Raw genomic sequence first — 24861 nt, 5'->3', positions numbered from 1 at the left:
TTCATCCTCGTTCTCATGAATGGGCGTTACCGGTTCTTTCAGTAATGAGCGCTGAAGCCCGGAGTCCCTAATGAACTTGTTCATTGGGGTGGAAAGGCGCGTTCTATATCAGTCTGGGGCACGCCCCAGGTCTCCGGCACATTGATAACTAGAGGGCTGAAGGCCCGCCCTATTAACTCTGTCGCGATGGTAGCTGAACAATCTTGTCTAGCAGAGGAAAGCCAGACCCATATTCACAACACTGCATGCCCCATCCATTGCATATTGGTCGTTGACGAACCTGTTCGTTGGGGCCACTCGCGATGGATGAGACATTCGGCGGACCAACGACTCCCAAAGTACGTAACTTGATAGCAACCTTTCCTTGTTACGATTTGCATGCAGTCGATTCGTCTCCCCGACGACGAACGTATTCGCTTTTCAGGACCCAAGGCACAAATCCAAACGATCAAACTCTGCAGATGAGCAGGGAGGAAAAATCCGTGATTCGCAAGACGTATACCGCTCCTCTGGTTTCACTCTGCATTGCCTTCTCTCTCTGCACAGCACAGGCACAGGTCGTGACCAGCGATCCACCCAAAGGCGCCATCCTGCCCAATGGCCGCGCCATTGATCCTGTGGGCACATGGACACCCATCGCTCCAATGCCGTTTGCCCTTGCCGTCAGTCCTGATGGCAAACACCTCGTCGCGCCTTCGATCGGCTGGCCATTTGCACTGAACATCATCGATGATCTGGGAGGCAGCTCGCCTCAATACCGTCGTTTTCCGGAGATCAAGGCAGAGCATGGCAGCACGATTCTGCCGTCGAACGATCCGCACCTGCGCGTCTCCTCGACGAACGACCCCAACACCCAGGTTCATATGGGCGTCGCCTATTCGCCGGACGGCTCGCTGTTGTATGACCCCACGGGCGACTCGGGCGCAGTCGACATCTATGACAGCAACACCTGGCAGCACACGGGCCGCATTGAACTCGACGGCAAGCTGAACGGCAAGATGTACAAGGAGAGTTTTGCGGCCGTCGCATTGCTCTCTCCGGATGGCAAAACGCTGTACGTTCTTGACCAGGGAAACTGGCGCGTAGTCGTCGTAGATCTCATCACCAAACGACTGGTCGCCGGCCTCCCCACCGGCTCGAACCCGCTCGCCATGACGCTTTCGCCGGACGGCAACCGACTCTACGTCACTAACTCCGGCCTCTTCGAATACCAAATGGTTCCGGGCGTAAAGCTGGCGGACCCTCTGCATACCGGGCTGCACTTTGCTCCCTTCGGATACCCATCGACGGCTGCTCGAAAAGGAGTGAAAGCGGAAGGGCATGACGTGCCCGGACTCGGCGATGAAAATAGTCCTCGCGGCAGCTCCCTGTGGACCTATGATGTCTACTCGCCTGGCGCCACACATCTTTTGTCAAAGCTTCGCCTTGGCCACCGCATCACCGAGGGACACAATACGGTCGTAGGAGGAGCATCGCCCTCCGGTGTAGTCGCCGGCAAGGAACACATCTATGTCTCGCTGGCGCACGAGGACTCGATCGCTGTCGTTTCGCCAGACGGAGCAAAGCTCGAGCACGAGATCTCTCTCACGCCCTTCAGCGGATCGCAGTACAACGACAAAACCGGGCGTCCGCTACGCGGAGTCATGCCCTTCGGTCTAGGCCTCTCCAGCGGGCAGCTCTTTGTCGCTGAGGCAGGCACAAACTCCGTAGCCGTCATCGATACCAATACAAGCCAGGTCCTCACACATATTCCCGTAGGGTGGTATCCCGCGGCCCTGGCATTCTCACCGGACCAGAAGACGCTCTACGTTGCTAACAACCGGGGGCAGGGAACCGGACCAAGCATTGCATCCGACCTCTCGGCCGAAAGCCGCCATTCCATTCATGAGCTTGAGTTCGGCAGCATCTCCACCATCCCATTGCCGATCGCGGAGGACCAGTATCCGCGTTTGACGGCTGCTGTCGTGAAAGCGAACGAGGCCGCACTCAAGGAATCCACTGCGCTTCCACATCTGCGTCACGTCTTCTTCATCATTCGCGAAAACCGGACCTACGATGAGGTCTTTGGCGATCTCCCTAACTCCAACGGAGAACCGAAGCTGGCGCGTCTTGGCATGCACGGATGGGAGGCGGAAGAGGACCACGGTTTCCATGACGTACCTGTCACACCGAATGCTCATGCTCTGGCCGGACGCTTCGCCACCAGCGACAACTTCTACGTCAACAGCGAGGCCTCCGCTGACGGCCATCGTTGGGTCGTCGGCATCGCGCCCGCTCCCTGGATGGATGTTGCCTGGTCCACGGGCTATGGCGGCCGCCGTAAGGGAAATGTTGCCAGCGAAGCTCCCGGACGGCGAGCTCTGAGCGGCGGCGCCGATGCGCCGATGCCGGAAGATGAGCCGGAGTTCGGCTCGCTCTGGGAGCACGTTGCAGGCGCAAAGCTGCCGCTGCTCAACTATGGCGAGGGCCTCGAACTCGAAGGCGGCGATGAGCGCGAAGGCACCGAACCCGAAGGGCAGCGCCTCTATCTCAACTCACCCGTCCCCCAACCTGTCTTCGTCTCAAGCGATCGCAAGTTCCCAACCTTCAACATGGGCATTCCCGATCAATACCGTTACAACGAGTTTCAGCGTGATTTCACCGCGCGCAGCAAGACCGGATATGAGCCTGCACTCACGGTGATCCGCCTGCCCAACGACCATATGTCCAAGGCCCGTCCGGCAGACGGCTATCCCTATCGCAGCTCCTTTGTCGCCGACAACGACCTCGCCCTCGGCAAGATCGTAGACACCATCTCGCACAGCGCCATCTGGAAAGACACCGCAATCTTCGTCGTTGAAGACGACGCGCAAGGCGGCGTGGACCACGTGGACGCGCATCGCAGTCCTGTGCTCGTCATCAGCCCTTATACAAAACGCGGCTATATCTCCCATCGTCACACCAGCATGGCCAGTGTGCAGAAGACGATTTACGAGTTGCTGAACCTCGGGCCGCTCAACCTTGAAGACGCACTCTCCGCCGACTTAAGCGACAGCTTCACCGACGCTCCCGATCTGACACCGTACACATTTACCCCATCGGACACGCGTATCTTCAATCCTCGCCGCGCACGCACCGCACACCCAAAGACCGCCGCGGAAAAAGCCGAACTGCTCGATTGCGACGATCCAGTCGAACTGGACCGAGAGATACATAGGAAATCCACCAAGCCGCATCGCCGCGATGCAGATGATTAGTGGAAGCGCTGAAGGCGCGCTCTATATCAGCCTTGGGGCAACGCCCCAGGTATCGGTTACATTGAAAAACAAAGCGCTGAAGGCCGCTCTATAACTCTCCGTAAAGAGCGAGTTTGATCTCACACTCTAAATCACAACAGAAGGGCCTCCCATCCCGGGAGGCCTTCTGTTTTCAAATCTGAAAATACAAAAACTCAACGAATAGCGAAGTCGGCGCGACATCCGCGATCCACCCAGATGCCGCCGCGGTCATATCCCCAGGTTTCGCCCTGCCTGCAAGGCGACCCACTGCGTTGCTTGATCAGCCGCACACCGCCCCTGATGGGCACACGGCAATAGTTCCTTCCCATGTCGTTGGACTCACACGTAATGACACCATTCGATGGACCGGACCACCCATTGTCCGGTGGTCTGGGGCCGCCCGGATAGGGCTGAGGTCCCGGGCCACCGCCCTGGAACACATCTGCTCTCACAAGGAAATCGGCACGGCAGCCACGATCCACCCAGATGCCGCGGCGATCGTATCCCCAGGTGTCCCCCTGTATGCAAGGTGACCCGCTACGCTGATTCAGCATCCTGACTCCACGCGAGGTATCGGCTCGGCAGTAATGCCGCTTGCCATCATCGGACGCGCAGGTAAGCTTCGCGCCTTCACGATCCGTAGTTCCACTCTGAGCCTTAAGAGATAGTGTGCCGAGAGCAAGGAAACTCAAGATAAACAATAAGAATCGAAGTTGCTTCATAGTTGCCTCCCGATTCGCATAGAACGATACTCCGCCAGTCCCCATACCGACCACCTGCCCCGTAAAGCAGTGGTCAGTCCGATCGAACAATAAAGGTGACGGCGGCACGTCGTACGTCTCACGGGATTAGATGCAGAACAGCTATACTTCGCCCATCAGGAGGCATCCATGACGTTCACCCACGCCATGGTTCTTGCTGTTGCCGTCTTCGTTCTGCTTGATTGGCGGTACCGCTTTCGTCAGTAACGCTATCGAACCCAATAAAACCGGCGAAATGAGACTGCATACGGTGATCCAGCTGTCCTGATTTTCAGAGAAAGCAGGTGGGGGCCTGCGTCCGGAGAACCTGGCCGGAAGCTCAGGAGGTAGCTGTTCAAAAAGGCATCTCGAAGAACGCTAACACTTCGATCCAATGCAGCGCTCTTTGTCACGTCGATATGCTCTCCGCCGGAGAGAGTCGCAAGCTGAAGAGCCGTATCTTCACAAAGACGTGCGAGTTCCTTGGGGAGAACAAGTTGACCGGCATTGCACCCCAAACGCTTGCTTCTGGATGCCATACCTGGCGCTGCTGGAAAGGTCACACTATAGACCATGACGTTTGCTTCCCCGAGCCGTTGCGCCAGGTCCGAAAGAGAAATCTGACTTCCATCATCCCGGGACTGGCTGAGTAAAAGGATCATCTTCCGCATCGCAGCCGGTTGCTGCCGCAACAGATCGAGTGCCTGACCGACAGCATCCAGAATGGATGCGCCTCGATCCCCGCTCTCAGGATGATTCATCGCATACTGCACTCCATCCCTCAACGGAGGGAAGTTCCATACCTGGCGCGGTTTGCTGTCGAAGGTAACGAACGCCACCTTCTGAAGAGTTTCCGGATCAGCAATCTTCAGAAGGCGCGTCAGAGTCTGATAGTTCTGAAACTCCCGAAGAGCTCCATCACCCGTTTGCATGACAACAACAAGTGCAACGGGCTGCCCCTTTGTCTGCTCGACGCGAAGAGTTTGCATTGCACCGTTGTCAGTGAGTTCGAAGTCCTCAGATCTCAACCCGGATACAAACTCCCCGGACCGATCGCGGATGATCGCAGGCGCCAATACTAGGCGCGCGGTAGTTCTTATCGGAACATCCGTTTCCGGTACTCTCTGCGATCCGGCCTGCGCAAGCATCGTCCCCACGCAAACAGCAATTTGCAGGCCGACCAGAACACCCCTGCTCCTGGTTGAAAACTTCATAATCGTCGACAAGCAACTCACTCCTCGTGTTCCGACGGTGAAATACGTTGGGGACCCCGAGGTGGCACTGGGAGAAAGCGCTGAAGGCGCGCTCTATACCAGCCTGGGGCAACGCCCCAGGTATCAGGCGTCTAAACCTCAAAGGGCTGAAGGCCCGCTCTATAATTCCTCACTAAAATCGGGCCTCGCTATCGCTTTACTCTTCGTATGCTCTAGGGCATCTCTACTTCAATTTGTTCGATCTTACCCTGCAGATCGCTCACCTTATCCTTGAGCTCATCCACCTCCTGCTGCGCCTGATGAGCGTCAGCTTCAGCATCATATACGCGCACCTGGAGCTTACTTATCTCCGACTCCTCCTCGCTGGAACCCGTCATCCAAAGCCCAGCCAAGAAGAGCACAAAGATCAATACACGCCACTTCCTTGTAAGGTGGCCTAGCTTATATCCCAACCCATTCATTTCCATTCATCGCCTTTCATCCGATGTTTTGGGGAACCAACATGATGTCATGGAAATATGCGTCCTCGGTCGTGCCTTCTCGGACGTTCAGGACGCACCCTATCACCACCGGATCGCGCTGTGGCACTAGTTTGCCGGAGGTAGCGACGAGATAAACGTGTTGATCTCGCGCAGCACTTCAGCCTCGTTGGAACGGAAGACATAATGGTTCGCATGCGGAATTCGGACCACATGGGCCGAAGGGACTTGTTGCGCGAAGGCCGTCACCTGCTGCTCCTTGTCGCGTCGCTGGAGAGCCTGTCTCACGGCATTGGCACGGGATTGGAGATCGTCTCCGGATGCGCTGGAGATATCTTCATCCGCAACGAGCACAAGAGCAGGCGCATGAATGGTGGTGAACCGTTCCTCGGCTTCCATCATGGCGAAAAGCTCCGGAGTCATTCTCGGACTCACGGGAGTGGGAGGGAGACCTTGCGTCTCTTGCTGTTGTTCTTTGATCTCCTTCTCCACGCGCTCGATGTTGGCAATTAGGCCGTCGTAGTCCTGCACCGGCTCCATCCTGTACCCCGTAATGAATTGATGGAGCTGCTTTCGTAATTCAATCGCGTCAAGGTGCAATACCCCGCTGGTTCGATAGAGAGCGTAGGGATAGCCGGCGTCCATGTAAATGAGGCCGGCAACCTTCTCAGGATGATGCGACCCGATGTAGCTTAATTCTTCCCCTGCGATGGAATGCCCCACCAGAACAGGCTTGTTGAGATGCAGCGTATCGATGACAGCCAGCACGTCTTCACCAAGCCGGGTGGCGCTATAGTTTGCCGCCTTGGCTTCCGGATAACTGGAAATGCCGCGACCCCGGCGAGTAACGCCATAGGCGTGATAGTTGGCAGTGAGCTTCGGAGCGAAGTCATCGAAGATATGGGCGTTGTCGGCCAAACCTGTTAGCAACACCAACGGCCGCCCGGTACCTCCCCAGTCGAGCACCTCCAGGCTGACGCCTTGCTCCACGGAGATCATCTGGGCAGTGTGAGGTGATGAATCAACCTTCTCTTGAGCATGAAGCGCGATGAATAGCAGAAAGGGGAGACCGATTAAGATCGATTGCATTCCGCGGAACATAAAGCACTCCTGTCAGGAAGTTGCAGTTACATGATCGCCATGGTGATGCCTGTTGTACTCAGTTGTCACCTGGACGCTCGACATGATCAATCCGCAAAACTTTGATATCCGCGTGTGTGGGCTTCAGTGCTAGTCCGACCTGTTCCTGTAACGCCGTAAAGATTCCTGGCGGCGCGTTCGGATCATTGACAGCATTCAAGCCGCTCCACTTGAGAACGAAGTCGTATCGTCCCTCAATGCCGGTCTGATCTACGACAGGTTTATCCACCATGCCTCGGGACAGCCCTTCGGCAAAGTTCTTCATGGTCGCGTTGTTAACGTTGAGTTCTCCGCTGGGACCATAAAAATCCCAGGGATCCTCAGGACGCCGTAAAGATTTCTTCAGACCGACATCTTTCCCAGCTTTCACCAGAGCGTACGCCGGCAGGTTCTTCTCAACGAACTCATATTTCAGATGAAATCTGTCCGCAAGAATCCTGCGTATCATCATCCACATTTGCTCGTTCTTGAGAACGCCGTCGCTGGCAGGGACAGCGTCAATATCAAACTTTTCCTTTGACAGCCATTCCGGAGCTCCAATGATCTGGCTCGGATGTAATCCAAACGCAAATCGGATGAGATCTAACGCCGGTGTATTGATGGTCAGAACATGCCGGCCCCGGATCGTACAGAGCTCTCCAGTCTCATCAGGATTGCTGGGCTTAACCGTGGCTACTTCTACGCCGGGGTCCTTCTCCTGGGCCATCTGTGACTGAGCCATACCTGGCACGCCGATAAGACAGCTGACAACAAATTCAACAAGCAGCCTCTTCATCATTTATCTCCAGAGCTCAATTTTCAGTAGGTCGTTCCACGTGCTCGATCGTGATAACCGGAACCGGCCGCTTCGCGGAAATCAACTTCAATCCAAGCTGACTTTGAATGGCAGAGAACAACGAATCCCCCTGCTCCTCCCGCACGTCACGGCCCGGCGGAATGAAGCCGTACTCCGTCACCCAGGGCACGCTGAAGTCGAGCTCAAAGTCATAGATTCCCTCGAGCTTTGTCTCATCGACAAACACTCGTTGGAAATGAACACTAAGTCTCTGATTCAGCCGCTCGACCAACTGACGAATTGTGACGCCCTGACCTGGCATCTTGATCGAACCTTGTCCAAACGCATACCCCACTTTGCGAGGTCCCAATGGCCCGCCGGGATAGGTGACTCCGTTCTCGTACTGGTTCGAGGGGTCCGCAGGTTGCAGCTTCGGTCCGTTCGGGGCGACTGTCAGGACATAGACGGGAAGCTCCTTTTGTTCTTGCCGCACCACCAAGTGAAAACGATCAGCGAGCAGGGCCTGCATCATATGTTGATGAGCGGCGCGGCGAACATCCGGCTCTAATTTGCGTAGGGCCTCCGTTATCTCCGGGTCAACGGTCGCCTCGACGGAGAAGGATTCCTGACTCATCCACTTCGGCATATTCTGGATCTGGAGGTCCTGTACACCATAGGCCAGGTGGACCAACTCGTTCAGAGGCAGATGACTCACTTCGAGGCGCGTATCGGTAATGGACACGCGCGCTCCTCCTCCCACACTCCCGGGATGATCGGGTCGAATGGAGACGACCTCATAGACAAAGCGGTCGAGGTTCGGTTCTTCCGCGGCCTGTCCGAACGCCGGCGGAAGAACAGCCAGCGCACCAAAGACCAATGCCATTGCCTGCCTCCTGCTCAGTCGCCGCAAAGCTTGCCTCCATAACGGGGATAGAGGGAAAACGCTCTAGGCATTGGACGTCGAGGCTCCTCTCGTGTGAGCGCGAAAGGCATGAAGTTTATGCGCAGCAAACGAGTGCTCTCGGCGCACTCAGCTCAACCATCCTGACTCTAATTCTGCGTCGGTTGCCGATCCAGATGGTCTATAAAGAACGCTGTCGAAGGCGCTCTCGTCCGTTCCAGCTTCAGTCCAAGCTCGGTCTTCAATGCCTCTTGCAGGAGAGATTGATTGTCATCCCGATGTGGAGAATCAGTTGAACCCGGAGGATCTGCTCCCCATTCAAGAACAAGATCGAACGTCCCCGTCAAACCAGTCTGGTCGACAATGGGACGGTCATAATGCCCCATTTCACCTAGATGAGCGGCAAGCAATGTGAGCGAAACTTTTCGCCCAGTAAGACGAACATGACTTGGCGCGCCTGGCACACCCGTACTTACCAGGCCACCACAAACTGTCGGACTTTCAAGCGCATGTCTTGAATCGGAATCCTCACTCATAGGCGCCATAACGTCCGAGCATGTGCTGTCACTCGTAGGATGCGGCCGAAGCTGCGGACCAGGTTTTCCCGGTTTGATAAGAACCAAAGCCAGGACAGGCAGTTCACGCACCTCCGCATGGATGCCGAGTTTGAAACGCTCGGCAAGCAGGGCTTGCATCATCAGACGCATCTGGTCTTTTGTCGGGTTCGGAGTCTTAGACATTGCCTGAATGTCGAACCGCTCTGTCGTTATCCAATCGGGAGCGTTGGCACGCAATATCTCCGCTTGCCCATCGGTGAGCTTGTAGGCAAAGCGAATGTAGTCGAGCAGGTTGATGCTACTTGCAAGGAACCTGCCGCCGGTACTCGCATAGACATCACCAGGCCCCAGGGTAAAGTTCACTCTGGGCTGGCTGTCCGGCGCGCTTGGCTTCACGCTAGCTACTTCAAAAGCAAGCTTCTCGCCGGCTGCCACCTGCCAATCAGGCGCCTCAACAGAAGTAGCTTCCTTCGAACTCGCCTGTGCCTGCAGCGGTACGCTGATCGCTCCAACGACAATCGCTAGCAAAAGAACCGTGGCTTCTAAATGGATTATCCTCATCGGCGGTACCGGCTACTAATTGTATGAGTGTATTAGTACATTAAGTTTGCAAATAGGCCAGCGCATTTTGGACTGTACAGGACATCACAGGCAACGGCCTGCTCCCGAAGAGATCTCGATTCTTGGGAAATAGAAACTGGTAGGCCCTGCAGGATTCGAATCTGCAGCCAAGGGATCACGATTTTCCTGACCCGTTTGTAGACGCGCGTTTCAGTCTTGGCGGGAAAAAATCCTTTGCATTTCCGTTGAAGGCACTTCAGAATGGTCGAACGCTACCCGAATTATCAAATTGGGAGCATCTCGTCCGACGTGGAGGAGTGTTTATGATCACGAGCAAATGCGGGCTATTGCGACGGATAGCCATATGCTCTTGGTTCGTGCTCCCAATTGTTGCTTTGCCCCTTCTTGCTCTTCCGCCCTCCGCTTCATATCAAGCTGATAGCGCAGCCCCTAGAGCATTTTCCCCGCAGCTGTATTGCAGGGCTTGCGCATCTATGGGCGTTTTCCGCAATGAAAACGCCGCTGAACGCTTTTCCCGCGATACCCCGCAACGGGAAAAAGGCTCTAAAGACAGCGGACGACTACATCAGTTCAAGATAGAGAAGCCCAACTTCGTCGTGACTGGTACTCATCTGAGCAGGGTGGAAATTTGGTCTTGGCCAACAGGGACCGGAATAACAGAACCTACGCTCGTCGGGAAAGCAACACTCACCACAGCTCCCGGAAAACACGAGAAATGGGTTTTGCGAATTCCACCGGATCTGCTTTCTACTGAAATCTTCGCGACCGTATTCGACAGCACAGGAAATGAAATAGGGAAGAAATCCCTTCCCTATCAAGGTGCAACTGCTCTTTATGAGGCGCTGTATGGAAAGAAGTAGCATGCCGCGCCACAATACGCCCTGATGTGCTGGTGGATCAGGATAACCTTCAGCTGAATCGGTAACGGCAAACGCACTTATGAAGATCGACCAGCCTCATCTGTCTTCAATGAATGCATTGGCCTTTTCTCGGCAGTTGAGATTCTGCCTCGTCGGAAGTCAATAACCACAAGATGACTTATCCGAGTAATCAAGATGGCGCGGTATGAGAAAGGCGCCCTTTGTCTCATCAGTTTCATATCGCATCCTCTAGGGGGTGCGATTCTGATGCCACTCGCGTGGTGTAGCTCCAGTGACCCTCTTGAACGTCCGCGTGAAGTGGCTCTGATCAGTAAAACCTGTTGTCACAGCCACCGTGGAAAGGCTTTCTCCTTTCATCAGCAGTAGCTCCTGCGCTTTGCCGATCCGAGTGTTCAGCTGATAGCGATGCGGGGATACTCCTGTAGACGCCTTGAACATCCTCGCAAATTGCGAGGATGACAAATCGACCAGACGGGCGAGCTGGAGAACAGAAACGGATGCATCGAGATGCTCGTGGATGAATTCGAGAACAAGACGGAGTTGTGAGACCGATAGTCCGAAGTTCTTTTTTGGGGGGCGCCCCTGGAAGCAGGCGCTCAGGAGGGCGAGCGTGAGACCTTCTCCGTACAATCCTGTACTCGGGTCAGATGCGTCACATTCGGCAGCAAGAAGTCGCGCGCACTCGACCGCTCTCTTGTCATGAAACATCAGCTCAGGATTTCCTGCTTTGCCCGGGTCCAGATCGGGGCCGAACCAATTTCCCAGAGATTTCCTGTCGAAGCTCAGTCGAAGTTCGCGAACAGACTCCATGTTGTCCGTATAGCCCCAGACCCTCATCTCTGCGGGAACAAAACTGATGTGATTAGGCCGTTGGCCTTCCAGGGCAGCGGGACGATGCAGATTTGTGCGGGCCTCACATCTGCCACCCACCTCCGCGAGCACAACTGTGAGAGTGTCTTTCGGACCCGACAAATCGTGCCATGCACGGCCCGGGTGGTTGAAGTGCTGCAGGTGACGAACCGCTATGCCCGCAAACGTTCGAAGCCTGCTGTACGCCGCCTTCATACCGTGCGGAGAACGAAACTCAAATGTGTCCGATCCCTCAGAAATCTGCATCCCTCGTCCTCCTTTTGCGGCTCTCGACCATAGCGATTTCGTACTATGGTAGCCGTTTCGTACAAGCCATTCTCTGTTCCTTCTGAGTATCTTGAGAGAAATGCCAGGAATATGGCCGGAAGTTCAAAGGAAAGATCGTTGCACTGGCAAAGAGGAAAAAGGGGGGAGAGGATGACAGTTGCAGAACTGATGCACCACAACTTCGATGAGATCTTCATCGAGCTCGATCCAGTGAAGCGCGAAGCGATGATGCGCAATGCTTATACGGAAGATTGCGTATGGATACACCCGGGTGGTCGCCTGGTTGGCATTGCGGCGATCAATGAGGCAGCGTCGGAAATTCGTAAGCACATCCCGGAGTATCGCTATACGGTGGTTGGCGATATTCACACGATGCACACTGTCGGGATATGCCGTTGGGGGAGCGGACTTCCTGGCCAGCCGTTCCGCTATACCGGTACGGACGTTGTGGAGGAACGCGACGGCCGCATTGCTGTGTTCTACACCTTCATCGATAGTGGAACTCCGCCGGTCTCATCGACGGAATAAGGCCTTCGCCTGGATGGAAAGCGTGGCCGACGCGCAGCAACGCCGTTAGATACCTGCCAGAACGCTGTTGCGAACCCAGCAGTCTGGCCTTATCCGTTCTCGTCAGCAGACGCGCTTTTCTTGAGTCAAGCGCGTCAAGCAATTGTTCAATCTCGACGAGTGCCAAATCGCCGAGTCGATCGCCGACTGCAGTAGCTTCCGCAGCGCTCCAAGATGGGCGAGCGACCAGGCGGAAAACGCGACTTTGCAGGGCCTTGACTGCAAGCCCTACGAGTCAACGCCTCATTGTCCTCTACACTTTGAAGGATCGCTGCACCTAGCGACCATGAGATGGATCGAGCTCATTTGCAACATCCAGATCAAGATGGACACCAGGGAGTTCCGGGACGTAGCAATTGCCGTCGCTCGCGTAAGTCTTCATGCAAACCTGGGTCCTAGGTATTTCTCGGGACTTTGTGAAAACTGCCACACGATCACTCCTTGTGTTCCGCTTGCGGGAGGCTGACTTCGGAATCAAGCCGCTGTACAGTGGACTACGATAATTGGAGATCCAACGCATGCATCGCCCGCTATTTCTATCCTTCGCGGCGTTCTTTCTGAGCAGCGATCTAGCGGCCGCACAGCCAGCAGTTGGTCTCCCGGTCGGCCCAGACCCCATCAAAGGTGTTGTGGAATACAACTCCCACGACACCGATCGAGACGTGTGGCTGCATGTCATTGAGAATCATCGTTCTGAAACGATCATAGCGTCCGCCGGAATGTTGCTTTGCGCACAAGGCCCTCCGGCGCACTACTTTGAACACGATGCCTTTGCATATTTTGCACTCCTCGGTCCCATTCCACCGGGTGGCAAAGCCAGGTACCAAATAGCTGACTCGGAAGCGCGCTGCCACGGCATCGTCGATACGCTTGTATTCGCCGATGGGTCCCATCTCGGCAATGAGCAGCATTACACACGCATCGTTGCGACCCGGCGTGGACTTGCACTCCAGTTGCCGGTCATCATCCAGTCACTGAAAGAAGTAGCGCTCGGACAGCGAAGCGCCCGCGCACTCGCCTCGCAGATGACGTCCACGGCAGATACGATTCCCATTGGAGCGCCCATCAACTGGGAAGACGCCGCACGCCGCAACGTTCTGCTGGAGACCGCCAACCTCCTGGTCCGCCAGGCTTTTCCTGCCCCTATCGCATTCCCGCCAATGCCCAGTCTTCCGTCGGTGGAGAAGATCGTCCACACCTTTCACGTCCAGCCTGAGCAGGCCCACGCCGCAGCCATCATGCAGATGTGGGTGGCATGGGACAACGAGGTCAAGGCCTATGCCCCGGCTACGTCTGCTGCAAGCTTGCCCGGCAGCCTCTCCGACACATCTCTGGGATATGTGCCGGACGACGCGCACGCCGCTCCGCACTTGAAGACTCGACCGGACACCCAGCAACCAGCGCCGTCTACGACCATCCCACAGACCCGGCACTGTCCACTCAAATTGGTAGCGGTGCGCGACCGCGAGTTTGGTGCAGGAGCCTCGTCGTCTCTTTACATCAGATACTCTCGCGTCATTAAAAGCATCGACGTTGTATTCTACGGGCCACCTGCGTACAGGGGGGCACGACCCTTGTTACAGGATGAGCTTCCCGACGTCCAGCAAACCGTTCACGATGAAGAGTCGCGAAAGAACGTCCTGGGAACGTCAATCGGGACCGAAGGTGTCAGATCCGTCCGCTGGTTCGAGGTAACCACAATAACGTTTCCTCACGGGAAGAGTTGGCATAGTTCGCCGGAGTCGCGTTGTATCTACATCCCCCTCGACCCCAAAGGCGGTACTGACTGGCAATCAGTCCTCGAGACTGAGAGCAAATCACTTGATACTGAGCAGCAATCAGTCTTTGATAAGGACCATCCGTAGTCTTCAAATTGCCAATTCGCCGGAGGTGCTTCGCAGTTGGAGCTTCACTTGAGGGAGTCCGGCGGCAAACGTCCCGCCAGCTCCGAATAGCCTAGAAAACGGGGTTTTCGGTAACTTTTCCGCAGACAGCAGTCGATGCGGCCTCAATTGATGCAACATCGCCGAGTCGCTCGCCGACCGCAGTAGCTTCCGCTGCGCTCCAAGATGGGCGAGTGGTAGCTCAGCCTTAAATTAGCCGCCTCGCAGATCGGCACTGTACCGCCTGCTCACCTCTGGCTATGAAATAGAAGTGGCTTGGTGGGCCCGGCAGGATTCGAACCTGCAGCCAAGGGATTATGAGTCTCCGCATATCACTGTAAATTATTGAAAAATAAAGAAATGTGAGCGTAATTGACCGTAACCCTAAGTAGTTGAGCGACCGTAATTTACGGCACTTTGTCGCAATAGGAAAAAGCTGATGGGTGTACCACCACTGTACCCACTGCACCTGCTCAACCGGCCTATGTTTCCAGCGCCTCGCGCCTGGCACGATTGAAGAACTGCCGTGTCGCAAGCTCTGATCTCCTAGAACCTCATTCCTCTCTCTCGAACGCGATGTCCACGATCCAGAGTTCAGAGATCTACACCGGGTTATACGACAGACTTCAATAAGCGCATTGCCCTGAATGCACTCATCGGGAACGATGTTGATCCATTCCGGGATTTTCTCCTCGGCGCCTAGCGAGCGCGCGGGGCGGGATCGGTCAAGCGGATGGAACTCAAGCGGTCACATCGGTCGAATACGCCAGCTTCTTTTGGGCTTCTAAGTTCGCAAGGCGTTCGGTGAGAGCCTTGTGGACGAGTTCGTATGCATCGTTTGGATCAATCTCGCGCGCAAAAAGCACCAAATATCGTTGCCATAGCTCGATGCACATTCCGGAGACGCGAGATCGTTCTCGAATTTCACCTCTGTTTCTGGCACTCCTACCGCGCATTCTGGCCATTTCCCTGCAATCTATTCGCGAAATTGTCAGGCTTCCGGAATAGTCGGAGACCGGGAGGGTGATCCCCGTGAGGCGACGGTCATTTCTGAAAAACTCGCTCTTGATTTCGGCCGGTGCAGCAATGGCATGTTGCTTGCCGTCGCAGGCAGAGGTCCGTGGGAGGCGAATACTGGTGTTGGGAGGAACACTTTTCCTCGGCCCAGCCGTTGTGGAAGCGGCAATCGCAGAAGGACATACGGTAACCCTCTTTAATCGGGGGATCACGAACCCTTCGCTTTTCCCGAATGTAGAGAAGTTGCGAGGTTTTCGCAGTGCAAACCTCGATGATCAGAATTTATCCGCCCTAGGAACAAGGCACTGGGATGTAGTTATCGATGTGTGGCCCAACGATCCGGTCCTAGCGGAATCAGCCGCACGCCTTCTAAAAGACCGAACTGATCACTATCTTTATATTTCTTCAATCGCCGCCTATGACAAGACTGCTTTCGAGCAGACATATGTGACGGAGAACAGCCCCCTCACGCCTTGGAATGTGGCAGCTAGCGGATATAGTCGCGGCAAGGCAGAGAGTGAACGTAGGTTGGCTGACATCGTCGGCGAGAAGCTTACGATAGTTCGCCCCGGCGGGATAAAAGGGGTTCGTGATGATACTCCCGATCTCCTGATCTGGCTTCGCCGCCTACAAACTCAGCCCGGAGTAATTGTTCCGGGAACGGGAGAGCATCCCGTGGCGGTTGTCGATGTCAGGGACATTGCAGATTTTCTGCTTCTCGCAATTGAGAAGTCGATATTTGGGACCTTCAATCTCGCGGGACGTTGGATGCCATTCAGAACGTTCTTGGAACAATGCAAGAACGCAATACATTCGGACAGCGAACTAGTCTGGGTACCAGAATCTTTCCTTCAAGAACAGGGCGTCTACCCTCAATCTCTCTCCAACTGGTTGCTTAACTTTCCTTACTGTCGCGCAGACCACGGAAGTCTTGATGGAAGCCCTGTTCAAGGGCAAATTTCCGATGAAAAAGCATTGACGGCCGGATGGCAGATCCGGCCCCTTCGCGATACCGTGCTTGATTGCTTGGCATCGTTTTCAGCCCTCGGCAATTTAGGGGGATATACGTTTCGGGATACGCTTCCACCGGCGCGGCAAGTTGAACTCCTTCGATTGTGGAGGGATAAGCACCCAACCTAACGAAGAGTCGCCACGCGCAATTGAACAAAGTCTTCGTCCGAAGGGTATGTCCTAGACCTTTACCAGATCGTTCAGCTTGGCACGTCCCGTTTTACTCATCTTCAACCTCTGTCCATTGAAAAGAATCACGGAACTATCGAACGGACCTTCGCGGTAGATCTCGCGGATTCGGTTGAGGTTCACGATCGAGGAACGGTGAATACGCAAGAACTGCCTGGGATCGAGCTTGTTGCTTAGATCGCTAATCGGCTCTCGCACCATATATTGATGCCCCTCAGCGTGCAGACAACAATAGTATTCCGCTGCCTCGATCCAATCGATCTTCTCCGCGGGCACGAGGACTTCCTTTTCGCCAACTTTGACCAAGAAGCGAGTGAGATAAGGAGCCGGCTCCTGTATGCCATTACGCAATGCCTCCAAGACAGCCGATAACTGTGCTTGCGTCAGGAGAGCGGTTCTGGAAGCGATCTTTTCCCGAACCCGTTGTAACGCCAGGGAAAGGCGTTCTGGATTCACCGGCTTCGTGATGTAGTCAACGGCGTGAATATCAAATGCGCGCACTGCGTGTTCGTGGAAGGCTGTCACGAAGACAGTAGGAGGGATCTGTTGCAATCCGATTCGCTCAACCACATCGAAGCCTCCCATTTTGGGCATCTCAACATCCAAAAAAAGAAGGTCGATTGGCGTCGACTGCAGATATCGAACAGCCTCGCTTCCGTTTCCGCACTGGGCTACTACCTCGATATCTTCATGTTCAGAGAGCAGGAGGCCGAGCAACTCCACGGCGAGAGGTTCGTCGTCCACGATCAAGGTTCGAAGACTCATGCAGGTCTCCGCTCGTAGGGAATTTGGATCGTGACTTCGTAGCCACCCTCGGCAGGAGCAACTGCACAAATTTCGTGAGCGCCAGGATAGAAGTATGCCAGACGTTCCTTCGTGTTCTGCATGCCGATACCGTGTCCTTTGGTGGAAGCGCTCGGGCCACTCCCGTTATCGCGGACTTGCAACCACAATTGGTTTCCAACGCGTTTGACGGATGTTTCGATCAAACCGCCTCCTTCCATCGGAGCGATTCCGTGCCGGATTGCATTTTCGACGAGGGGCTGAAGGAGAAAGCATGGAACAAGACCTTCAAGCGCTTCAGGAGATGCTTCGATCTTCACTTGAAGGCGGTGAGCGAAGCGAACCTGCTGGATAGCGAGATAGCTCTCGATAACCCGCAGCTCCTCTGCAAAAGGAACTTTTTCGGGTGCTCTGCGGCGCAGGGTAGTTCGCAGGATCGTATCCAGATGCTCCAGCGTTCTCGATGCTTCTTTATTCCGTCCCTGGGCGACGAGACTTGAGAGCGCATTTAATGTGTTGAAGAGGAAATGAGGTTCCATTTGCATCTGGAGTGCTTTGAGTTGCGCTTGGGTGAGCTGCCGCTCTACTTCTAGCTTTTGAATCGTCGTGTATTGGTTCTGGAATTTTGAATGTAGAAGGCAAGAGATTCCATAGATAAATCCATATAGGATCAGATCAAGACCGAAGCGTTCCCAATTTAGGGTTCCATAATTTCGATACAGGCCACCCCATGCGGGCCAGGTCTGAGATGCCCAGACGACCATATATCGCAGCAGGCTAAGATGTGCTGCAGCAAGAAGACTCGCCACAGCGAAATGGACGGTTGCCACACGCATGCTAAAGCGGATGACCGCCACAACGCGGACAGCAACGGCCCACAGGCTTGTAGTGATGGCTGCCCACCACAACCATGTGGCGAGGCCGTAGCACAGTGAAGGGATAAAGGATGCATCGATGTGATGCACGACCAGATTCAAATGGCATTCGCGCGCTGTTAGAACCGCCAGAATGCTCGCGACGGCAAAAAGTGTAGCAATACCGAATGAGTCGAGCTTCGGTGCAGAGACCGCATAGGCAATGCCTCGATCGCTATTTGACCGTTCCAGCATCCATCGAATCTCCTCTACTTTTGACGCCGCATTCAGCATATCCCTATCGTGCCAGTTTGGTTAGAAGGTAAATCGTGTTCCCAGCTCAACCCGCCTTGCAGCCTCGGCCGCCACAGGCTGTCCCACTGCTGGAGATGAGAGAACCGTGTTCACGGCACTTACATTAGTGTGGTTCAGTAAGTTTTCGGCCCGGACATTGAACGTCAGAATATGAGGATGCTCTTTGTTGTGCGGGTTAAGTGTGAAGACTCGACTCAGGTTCGTGTTTAGGTAGAGAACGCCGGGCATCGTCCCTGCGTTATAGGGAACATCGCCGTTGACCGCATTCGATGTGAGTAGCCCATAACGCGTTTGATAGGCATTGGGACCGGAAGCGGTTGTATAGGCTGGCCGATCGTTGAAGTTTCCATCACCGTTAGCATCTGTACCTGTAGTGATGTTGAATGGTCTGCCTGCCATGACACTCAGTTGAACCGCGAGATCGATGTTCTGCGGAAGCTTGCCATTACCCAGGAATGCAATCCCGCCGTGCCGCATCCAGTCTGGACGAGCGGAGTCTCCCTGACTGCTGTACGTTGACTGAGGAGATAAGGGGTTTTCTCGAAAGCGGAGATACCAGTACTGCAGACGGACCCCAAAACGCTTGTAGCCGTGCTGATCGATGCTCACTTTGTATACGTCCCCGAGCGAGTGGCCGGACTGTTGATACTGGATGATATTCTCCCCCGCCACAATGGGACGTTGGGCCTGAAGAGCTGCGAGCGGATCTGGCGCCGTTCCGCTACTTGTTCCGACCATTGGAGCATTGATATTGATGGCGCGCGTTTCTTGCCAATTCCCACCGAAGCTGTATGACGCCATGACATGCCACTTTCGCGGGAAATCGTGTTCCGCAACCGCGCTCAGCTGCAAATTCTGGGCTTGCCCGTATGAGCGGGCGAACTGGTATACCGTACCGGTCTGGATCGAGCCGGATATTGGTAGCAAGGGATCTGTGTAGCTCGGGGAATACACCGTGACCTGCTGTTGCCGAATGCCGTTGAGTCTCTCGACCGCCGTGATAGGTGTTAGGTCAACAGGTTCGGTGAACAAGCCTGCGCGGAGGTGAATGACCCATGTCTCCTTGTTGTCTGGTGCCCAGGAGAGACCGATCCTGGGTTCAACTGCTGCATATCCCGACGGATTCGTTCGGAGCTGGTAGCGGATTCCGGTGCCTATCTTCAAATGAGGTGTGAGTTTCACATTGTCCTGAACGTAGAAACCAACATGCCACTGCGTAAACGGCACCAGAGGAATACCGGTGGTGATCTGGTAAGTCGTCGGGTTTCCGCCAGGAAGATTCAGAAGGGCCCGGCGATACTGCTCTAGGGGAGCAACGTAGATCGTCTGCCCGGTTGGTTGACCGCTGGCGTCGAGTTCAAGGCCGCTTCCTCCACCAAAGACATAGGCGCCGTTGAATGTATCCGGATTGTAGTTGCGAACGAACAAGCCGAGCGCCTGCATACCAAATTTGATCTCATGAGGCCCACAGGTAAGCAACACCTCATCATCGACTTCAAGATCGCGCTCACGATTATTCAGGTTCTGGCTGGTCGCGCCTCCACCTGTGAAGTATCCCGCCACTTGAAGCGCTGGAGCCCTAGAGATCGGTGTCTGCTGTGTACGCTTCCATGAAAATCCGACCCGGGTCTCATGTAAGAAACTCGGGCTGATCGTTAGAGCGTTACGGAAGCGGAGATCGTACTCACTCACCACTCCGTCGTATCCAGCATCTGCCAAAACCAAACCTCCCACGCCCTCATTGCTCTGATGATTGACATTGGCCGAGTAAGAAAGGGCGGCGAGGTCCTTTGCATTTACCTGCCAGTCGGTCCTGGCCGAGGCAACCCATAGCCTTTGTGGTGTTGGAATCGACTCTCGGATTCGTATGGTATCTCCCTGGCTGTTCAGGGAGGTTGCATTCACGACACTGAACTCATCGATATCTCGCTTCTCCAATGCGAGAGCAAAATCCAGCTTTCTGGGAACGGCAGGCCCGCTCAATTCAACGCCATAACGTCGTTTGCCGGCTGGTGTTGGAGCGACGGAAAACGGATTGTTCGCATTGAAGCTGCTGTCACTATCGGTTAGAAACAGGGCTCCATGAAAGCTGTCGGTTCCAGTCTTTGTGGTGATTTCAATTCGCCCGCCATTCCATTGCGGCTTCTGATACTCCGGGGAAAAGACATCAGGGTTGATACGAATCGAAGCGATGGAACTCTTTGGAGGCAATGCACTTGTATTCTGAAATCCGTCGACTACGACTGTTGCAGAATTGGGGTCTCCTCCGGAGCCTGCGGCCAGAATTTGTAGTTGTTGCCGCAAGTCATCCGGATCATCAGGCAATCTACTTACGTCCTGCGCTCCCAAGACTGTGCTGCCGGGTCCGCTGCCCGAGTCAACCCCTGTAGTTTCGGAGTCGACTGTGACATCGGTTTGGACCTGAGCTACGGCAAGCCGCAGATTCAGATGCGCGGTCTCCCCTCGCCTGCCATTGGGCCTCGCGGTTAGGGTTGCAAAGCCATTTGCTTCGACGCTAATTGCCTTAGTGGACACACATGGCAAGACGAACTGTCCTCGACCATCGGTTACTGTATTTTGGCTCTCCCCAGCGTGAACTGAGGCCCCAGAGACGAATGCTCCAGACGGGTCGGTCACGGTGCCTTCAATTCGGTATCCCTGGGGACAGTACTGTTGTCCTCGCGTGTAAGGTGCAAGCAGTAGAACGCTCAAGACTCCTACAATCCATCGCATAGTCACTCGCGGTCCTCTTCTGATCGAAGATCTCAGGGACATGACAAGTGTTCGAGTACATTGCAAGGAAACGGCATGTTTCCGCTAGGAATGTATTATTCCCAGCGGCGAAATTCATGGGAACGTCAGTCGTGACAGAGAGCTGCTCACAGCTAAGGGGCGGGGTCTGCCTGAAAAGCAGCATATTGCCGGGAAGGATGCTTCCCCCTTCCCGCGCTCCAATCCCCTACCAGCGGCGTTTTCCGCTTCCCAATCATGCTGGCCTGTGTGCTGCCCGCAACGCCGGCCCTATAGATCTGTGCGCTGACGCGCACGAAATAGGAAACCAAACCTTGGCTGAGGTGAGAACACCGGGAGATGATTTACGTTTTGTACCGGGGAGAGAGTTTACAAGCCCCTTGCGGAGAAAGTGGCTCTGGTTCTGGGTGAAGGCTAGCTAGGTCCGGTCTGAAATAAGAATATCTCCGTCGCCGGAGCATTGGGAATGTGGGAATCCCGAAGGGATTTCCAAGAGGAGTGGGAAGGGTGGAAAACCGGCTTTATGGTTTTCCATGCTTTCCACTGCTTGTCATTTCCAATGCTCTGCACTCCCACAGCGGAAACGGGAAAGGCGTTTAGAACTTTGCCACGATCCAGCGCTGACGACCATATGTGTTTCGTGCTCGACGATTTTCCTCACCCCAGGGATCCGAATCAGCAGCTGTGCCGTGAGCCAACTGAGCGCTACTGTTGAAATGAACACAATAGGCGCTTTAATACTGGCGTGAACTGGTAAAGGCATAAGTGACTTCTGTGTCCAAGTGATGAAGGACGAACAAGACTTGCAAACTACTTGTTCAGCTTCATGAGCAGGTCCTTGCGGATTTTTAGAACGACTCCGGCATTGCGATCCGCTACTTCCGCGATGCGGTACTCGGCCGCTACACCCAAGACTTGGCCGATCTCGGAGGGTGTCAAGCCATAGTCTTTAGCGAGCCAGTCAGCCATACCGTCCGTGGCGGCCCTCAAGGCGCCGTCGACACTTCCGTCGAAGCCAATCGCGGCCACATATGCCGAAGTTTCAACTCTCGGCGTTTTGATGCTTTTGTTTGAAATCAGATCGACCGAGAACTCCACATCCATAGAGGTTTCCAAGGCGGAACCGTTAAGCTCGCCATCTCCTTGAAGCGCATGCCCATCACCTATGTAAAGGAGGCCTCCAGGTACATTGACCGGCAAGTACACTGTCGATCCAGCTTCGATTTCATTGAAGTCTATGTTTCCTCCTGAACTACTAGAATCGAATGTTGGCGGGGCAGGCGGGCCGGGGATAGTTGCCGTCCCCACACCGCCGAGCATAGGGCGCAGCGGAACTTCAAACGCCGATAGATGTCCGCTCCGATTCTCGGGCCACCCAACCATGCGCTTACGGTCCAGGTGCCACGTTACAGCGCTTCTATTATCTTTTGTCATCACCGCGAGGTCGCGATTCATTGCCGAATAGGAAATCACATCGTCACTTTGGGCCGTATCTCGATTCAGCGTGAGCTTCAGGATGTGAACCGCAAGAATGTCTCCCGGCATCGCTGAATCAACATAAAAGGGACCAGTCTGGGGATCGCCTCCAGCCGTACGCCGGATGTTTTCGCCATCTACGCCGGCATTGTCTACAGTTTCTGTCCTTACGGTATCGCCCGGTGCGATATGCAGGGCAGGCGGATTCAAAGCGGAGAAGCTGCGGTAGAAAACGGACGGCGTGAAATCGTGTGTTATCGGCGGACGCGCGGGACGTGGTGGCACCCGAGTCGCAACGAACGTCAGCTTCAATGGATGAGGATCCTGAGGTCCCAAACGAATGATTTCACTTCCTTGAAAACGATCCCCTGTGACGATGGCCTCGCCGCTGACACTTCCATTCGTGGAGTGGAACGATACCTTGGTTCCAGTCCGTGTTCCTACAAAGGGCTGGCCAAGGAGACTGCCCGAGAGGCTGCCATTCGCGTCTTGGATAAGGGCGCGGTCATACATCTTGCTCCCGAGATAATCGAAATCAACAATCCAATCGCCCGCGATGGATCTCTCTTGTGCATGCACTACGCTGCACGCGACAGCCAACCAGCAAACCTGTTTTAGCATCGTCCCTCCGCTACGAATCATCTGCAAGGTTACGTTGTTCCCTCCAATCGTGAGAAGCTGCTATCTGTTGACTGATTCGTTGCTTCGGAAAGGGTGTTCCTAACCTGAAATCGCTGTGGGGATGGCACATGCCATTCTTTTCCTCGGGAGATGCAGCCACATAATCTAGTCGCTGGATTTCGTCAGATTCCTCAATCGCAACGCAGCGCTGTGATTGGATCGACTCGAGAGGCGCGTTGCGCCGGGATCGCGCATGCAATACCCGCTACCAAGCCAAGCAGCAGGGTACCTGCCGTCAGCACCATCGGGTCATGTGCATTGCCGTCAGCCCAACGCGCAAGAATTTTGTTTAAGCCGCCGATAAGCACCAGGCCACACAGAACTCCTCCACCTACACTGACGAGCGTGGATGCGAAAACGATCCGCAAGACGTGGGCACGCCCTGCCCCCAGCGCCACGCGAATGCCAAACTCATTTGTTCGCTGGGCCACGGTATACGACACAACGCTGTAGAGTCCCACGGCAGCCAGGGCCAGTCCCAAACTCGCGAAGAGGCCAAAGATCCACGACACCAGATGATCCTGTTGCCACTCCGGCTCTTCGGCGATCCAGAGGCTTAGCTCCTCCACGTTGTCGTAGATCTGCTGTTCCGCATTGACTGCGTTCACCTGCTTCCCTATGGCGTGGACCAGCGTCATGGGAGGCACATCCGATCTCGCCAGAATCTGTGTGCCCTGGCTCATGCTGAGCGTGTAGGGAATGAAGACGGCCGGCTTCACGGGATTTCTCAGTCCATCGTTGCGGGCATCCGCCACAACGCCCACGATCATCAGCCACGCATCTGCTATGCCGGGCGCCGACACCACCTCGGGGGGGGACGGCTTTCGATCTCCGGCAGCTTGATCGAATGCCCCACAGCATCGCCTTTCGGAAAGTAGGAACGCGCGAGCGTCTGATTGATGATCGCGACGTGGGAGCCGTTCTGGTTCTCCGCTTCGCTCCATAGCCGCCCGTGCAACAGCGGAATACGAAGAGCTGGAAAGTAGGACGGATCGACAGACCTTTACATGAAGGGCAAATCGCCGGAGATGCTGGCGCGGGCCGCCACGCGCTCGCCTCTCGAACGTCTTGGCCAGCCAGCCGACATCGCTGGGGCCGTTTCCTTCCTGGCAGGACCAGATGGAGAATGGGTGAATGGACAAACCATTCGGGTAAATGGCGGTTTTTCTTGATCGGAAGACTACCCGTCATCAGCGCCATATTTGAACGTGCGGTCTTCAGCCTGCTCGTCGCAACTCTGGGAATAGCCAGCCATAGTTGCACATGAAGAAGAGAGATGATCTTTGCCTGTGTTCTCTGCTAGTCGAAAGTGTGAACCCATCTCCGCACGCTATTGATTTTCAACTGGGCTATACGAAATGCAGCACATCGGTCACGGGACGGCGCGGCTTCTGTGGCCAGTTTCCCGGACGTTCTGCTCCAATGGACAACAGCATGACCGGGACTTCGTCCTCGGCCAGTCGGAACTCGCGATGCAGCGCGTCAGCATCGAAACCGATCATCGGTGTCGATCCGAGGCCAAGCGAGTGAGCCGCGTAGATGATCGGCGTCGCGCCACCGGAACCTTCGGATCGGTGTTCCAGTGAAGGTGATCTCTCGACCCGCTGGGTCAATCAGGTGAAGAGTGTCGAATACATCCATGTTGGCGGCGGAAGATTTCGCTCAGCGCTT

Annotated in this window: 21 protein-coding genes; 6 read left to right on the top strand and 15 right to left on the bottom strand. The window is 55.0% G+C overall.

Annotated elements, in window-relative coordinates:
• Positions 1-482: 482 nt before the first annotated feature.
• On the top strand, positions 483-3236 hold the full coding sequence (locus tag FTW19_RS04145) for a hypothetical protein (protein WP_187143269.1): 2754 nt from the start codon (positions 483-485) through the stop codon (positions 3234-3236).
• Positions 3237-3430: 194 nt separating this feature from the next.
• Here FTW19_RS04145 and FTW19_RS04140 read toward each other — a convergent pair whose 3' ends face one another.
• From FTW19_RS04140 to FTW19_RS04110, 7 genes are all read right to left on the bottom strand, one after another.
• A complete protein-coding gene (locus FTW19_RS04140; protein WP_147646463.1) occupies positions 3431-3979 on the bottom strand; it encodes a DUF3011 domain-containing protein in 549 nt (182 codons plus the stop codon).
• Between the two features lie 248 nt (positions 3980-4227).
• A complete protein-coding gene (locus FTW19_RS04135) occupies positions 4228-5145 on the bottom strand; it encodes a VWA domain-containing protein (RefSeq protein WP_246153726.1) in 918 nt (305 codons plus the stop codon).
• A gap of 278 nt (positions 5146-5423) precedes the next feature.
• Positions 5424-5621, bottom strand: a complete 198-nt coding sequence (locus FTW19_RS04130) for a hypothetical protein (RefSeq protein WP_147646461.1) — start codon at positions 5619-5621, stop codon at positions 5424-5426.
• A 177-nt stretch (positions 5622-5798) separates the two neighbouring features.
• Positions 5799-6791 (bottom strand): alpha/beta fold hydrolase, encoded by a 993-nt coding sequence (locus tag FTW19_RS04125; RefSeq protein ID WP_147646460.1) that lies wholly within the window; start codon positions 6789-6791, stop codon positions 5799-5801.
• Positions 6792-6849: 58 nt separating this feature from the next.
• On the bottom strand, positions 6850-7608 hold the full coding sequence (locus FTW19_RS04120; RefSeq protein ID WP_147646459.1) for a TIGR03435 family protein: 759 nt from the start codon (positions 7606-7608) through the stop codon (positions 6850-6852).
• A 13-nt stretch (positions 7609-7621) separates the two neighbouring features.
• The gene (locus tag FTW19_RS04115; protein WP_147646458.1) at positions 7622-8488 is read right to left on the bottom strand and encodes a TIGR03435 family protein; all 867 of its coding nucleotides are present in this window, start codon (positions 8486-8488) and stop codon (positions 7622-7624) included.
• Between the two features lie 167 nt (positions 8489-8655).
• Positions 8656-9591 (bottom strand): TIGR03435 family protein, encoded by a 936-nt coding sequence (locus FTW19_RS04110; protein WP_187143265.1) that lies wholly within the window; start codon positions 9589-9591, stop codon positions 8656-8658.
• A gap of 527 nt (positions 9592-10118) precedes the next feature.
• Here FTW19_RS04110 and FTW19_RS04105 point away from each other — a divergent pair.
• Positions 10119-10505 (top strand): hypothetical protein, encoded by a 387-nt coding sequence (locus FTW19_RS04105; protein WP_147646456.1) that lies wholly within the window; start codon positions 10119-10121, stop codon positions 10503-10505.
• 249 nt (positions 10506-10754) lie between these two features.
• Here FTW19_RS04105 and FTW19_RS04100 read toward each other — a convergent pair whose 3' ends face one another.
• A complete protein-coding gene (locus FTW19_RS04100; RefSeq protein WP_187143263.1) occupies positions 10755-11336 on the bottom strand; it encodes a helix-turn-helix domain-containing protein in 582 nt (193 codons plus the stop codon).
• A gap of 477 nt (positions 11337-11813) precedes the next feature.
• Here FTW19_RS04100 and FTW19_RS04095 point away from each other — a divergent pair, with 477 nt between their 5' ends.
• From FTW19_RS04095 to FTW19_RS04080, 3 genes are all read left to right on the top strand, one after another.
• Positions 11814-12191 carry a nuclear transport factor 2 family protein gene (locus FTW19_RS04095; RefSeq protein WP_187143261.1) on the top strand — a complete coding sequence of 126 codons (378 nt, stop codon included), beginning with the start codon at positions 11814-11816 and terminating at the stop codon, positions 12189-12191.
• A 557-nt stretch (positions 12192-12748) separates the two neighbouring features.
• Positions 12749-14095, top strand: a complete 1347-nt coding sequence (locus FTW19_RS04090; protein WP_147646453.1) for a hypothetical protein — start codon at positions 12749-12751, stop codon at positions 14093-14095.
• A gap of 1155 nt (positions 14096-15250) precedes the next feature.
• The gene (locus FTW19_RS04080; protein WP_187143259.1) at positions 15251-16270 is read left to right on the top strand and encodes an NAD-dependent epimerase/dehydratase family protein; all 1020 of its coding nucleotides are present in this window, start codon (positions 15251-15253) and stop codon (positions 16268-16270) included.
• 51 nt (positions 16271-16321) lie between these two features.
• Here FTW19_RS04080 and FTW19_RS04075 read toward each other — a convergent pair whose 3' ends face one another.
• From FTW19_RS04075 to FTW19_RS26005, 6 genes are all read right to left on the bottom strand, one after another.
• Positions 16322-17095: a LytR/AlgR family response regulator transcription factor gene (locus tag FTW19_RS04075; RefSeq protein WP_147646451.1), complete on the bottom strand. Its 774-nt coding sequence runs from the start codon at positions 17093-17095 to the stop codon at positions 16322-16324.
• Complete coding sequence (locus FTW19_RS04070; protein WP_187143257.1) at positions 17092-18222, bottom strand: sensor histidine kinase; 1131 nt, start codon at positions 18220-18222, stop codon at positions 17092-17094. Before FTW19_RS04070 ends, FTW19_RS04075 begins: the two co-directional genes overlap by 4 nt.
• Before the next feature lie 60 nt (positions 18223-18282).
• The gene (locus FTW19_RS04065) at positions 18283-21015 is read right to left on the bottom strand and encodes a carboxypeptidase regulatory-like domain-containing protein (RefSeq protein ID WP_187143256.1); all 2733 of its coding nucleotides are present in this window, start codon (positions 21013-21015) and stop codon (positions 18283-18285) included.
• A gap of 828 nt (positions 21016-21843) precedes the next feature.
• Positions 21844-23151 carry an acetamidase/formamidase family protein gene (locus FTW19_RS04060; RefSeq protein WP_246153725.1) on the bottom strand — a complete coding sequence of 436 codons (1308 nt, stop codon included), beginning with the start codon at positions 23149-23151 and terminating at the stop codon, positions 21844-21846.
• A gap of 170 nt (positions 23152-23321) precedes the next feature.
• Positions 23322-23960: an FtsX-like permease family protein gene (locus FTW19_RS04055; protein WP_222705528.1), complete on the bottom strand. Its 639-nt coding sequence runs from the start codon at positions 23958-23960 to the stop codon at positions 23322-23324.
• Between the two features lie 14 nt (positions 23961-23974).
• Positions 23975-24148: a hypothetical protein gene (locus FTW19_RS26005; RefSeq protein WP_222705527.1), complete on the bottom strand. Its 174-nt coding sequence runs from the start codon at positions 24146-24148 to the stop codon at positions 23975-23977.
• Positions 24149-24197: 49 nt separating this feature from the next.
• Here FTW19_RS26005 and FTW19_RS04050 point away from each other — a divergent pair, with 49 nt between their 5' ends.
• On the top strand, positions 24198-24362 hold the full coding sequence (locus tag FTW19_RS04050; RefSeq protein WP_147646447.1) for an SDR family oxidoreductase: 165 nt from the start codon (positions 24198-24200) through the stop codon (positions 24360-24362).
• 177 nt (positions 24363-24539) lie between these two features.
• Here FTW19_RS04050 and FTW19_RS04045 read toward each other — a convergent pair whose 3' ends face one another.
• Positions 24540-24803, bottom strand: a complete 264-nt coding sequence (locus FTW19_RS04045; protein WP_222705526.1) for a nitroreductase family protein — start codon at positions 24801-24803, stop codon at positions 24540-24542.
• Positions 24804-24861: the final 58 nt, after the last annotated feature.

Origin of the sequence: Terriglobus albidus (assembly GCF_008000815.1) — a bacterium.
GTDB classification, from domain to species: domain Bacteria; phylum Acidobacteriota; class Terriglobia; order Terriglobales; family Acidobacteriaceae; genus Terriglobus; species Terriglobus albidus_A.
Note: the sequence above shows the minus strand (reverse complement) of the source record. Positions and strands in the feature narration are given on the sequence as shown.

What these genes read in the sequence shown, in the direction of transcription:
- FTW19_RS04095 (WP_187143261.1), top strand. Translation starts at nt 11,814, where the DNA reads ATGACAGTTGCAGAACTGATGCACCACAACTTCGATGAGATCTTCATC.
- FTW19_RS04055 (WP_222705528.1), bottom strand. Translation starts at nt 23,960, where the DNA reads ATGATCGTGGGCGTTGTGGCGGATGCCCGCAACGATGGACTGAGAAAT.
- FTW19_RS04090 (WP_147646453.1), top strand. Translation starts at nt 12,749, where the DNA reads ATGCATCGCCCGCTATTTCTATCCTTCGCGGCGTTCTTTCTGAGCAGC.
- FTW19_RS04140 (WP_147646463.1), bottom strand. Translation starts at nt 3,979, where the DNA reads ATGAAGCAACTTCGATTCTTATTGTTTATCTTGAGTTTCCTTGCTCTC.
- FTW19_RS04060 (WP_246153725.1), bottom strand. Translation starts at nt 23,151, where the DNA reads ATGATTCGTAGCGGAGGGACGATGCTAAAACAGGTTTGCTGGTTGGCT.
- FTW19_RS04135 (WP_246153726.1), bottom strand. Translation starts at nt 5,145, where the DNA reads ATGCTTGCGCAGGCCGGATCGCAGAGAGTACCGGAAACGGATGTTCCG.
- FTW19_RS04115 (WP_147646458.1), bottom strand. Translation starts at nt 8,488, where the DNA reads ATGGCATTGGTCTTTGGTGCGCTGGCTGTTCTTCCGCCGGCGTTCGGA.
- FTW19_RS04120 (WP_147646459.1), bottom strand. Translation starts at nt 7,608, where the DNA reads ATGATGAAGAGGCTGCTTGTTGAATTTGTTGTCAGCTGTCTTATCGGC.
- FTW19_RS04100 (WP_187143263.1), bottom strand. Translation starts at nt 11,336, where the DNA reads ATGGAGTCTGTTCGCGAACTTCGACTGAGCTTCGACAGGAAATCTCTG.
- FTW19_RS04125 (WP_147646460.1), bottom strand. Translation starts at nt 6,791, where the DNA reads ATGTTCCGCGGAATGCAATCGATCTTAATCGGTCTCCCCTTTCTGCTA.
- FTW19_RS04050 (WP_147646447.1), top strand. Translation starts at nt 24,198, where the DNA reads ATGAAGGGCAAATCGCCGGAGATGCTGGCGCGGGCCGCCACGCGCTCG.
- FTW19_RS04075 (WP_147646451.1), bottom strand. Translation starts at nt 17,095, where the DNA reads ATGAGTCTTCGAACCTTGATCGTGGACGACGAACCTCTCGCCGTGGAG.
- FTW19_RS04070 (WP_187143257.1), bottom strand. Translation starts at nt 18,222, where the DNA reads ATGCTGGAACGGTCAAATAGCGATCGAGGCATTGCCTATGCGGTCTCT.
- FTW19_RS04105 (WP_147646456.1), top strand. Translation starts at nt 10,119, where the DNA reads ATGGGCGTTTTCCGCAATGAAAACGCCGCTGAACGCTTTTCCCGCGAT.
- FTW19_RS04065 (WP_187143256.1), bottom strand. Translation starts at nt 21,015, where the DNA reads ATGCGATGGATTGTAGGAGTCTTGAGCGTTCTACTGCTTGCACCTTAC.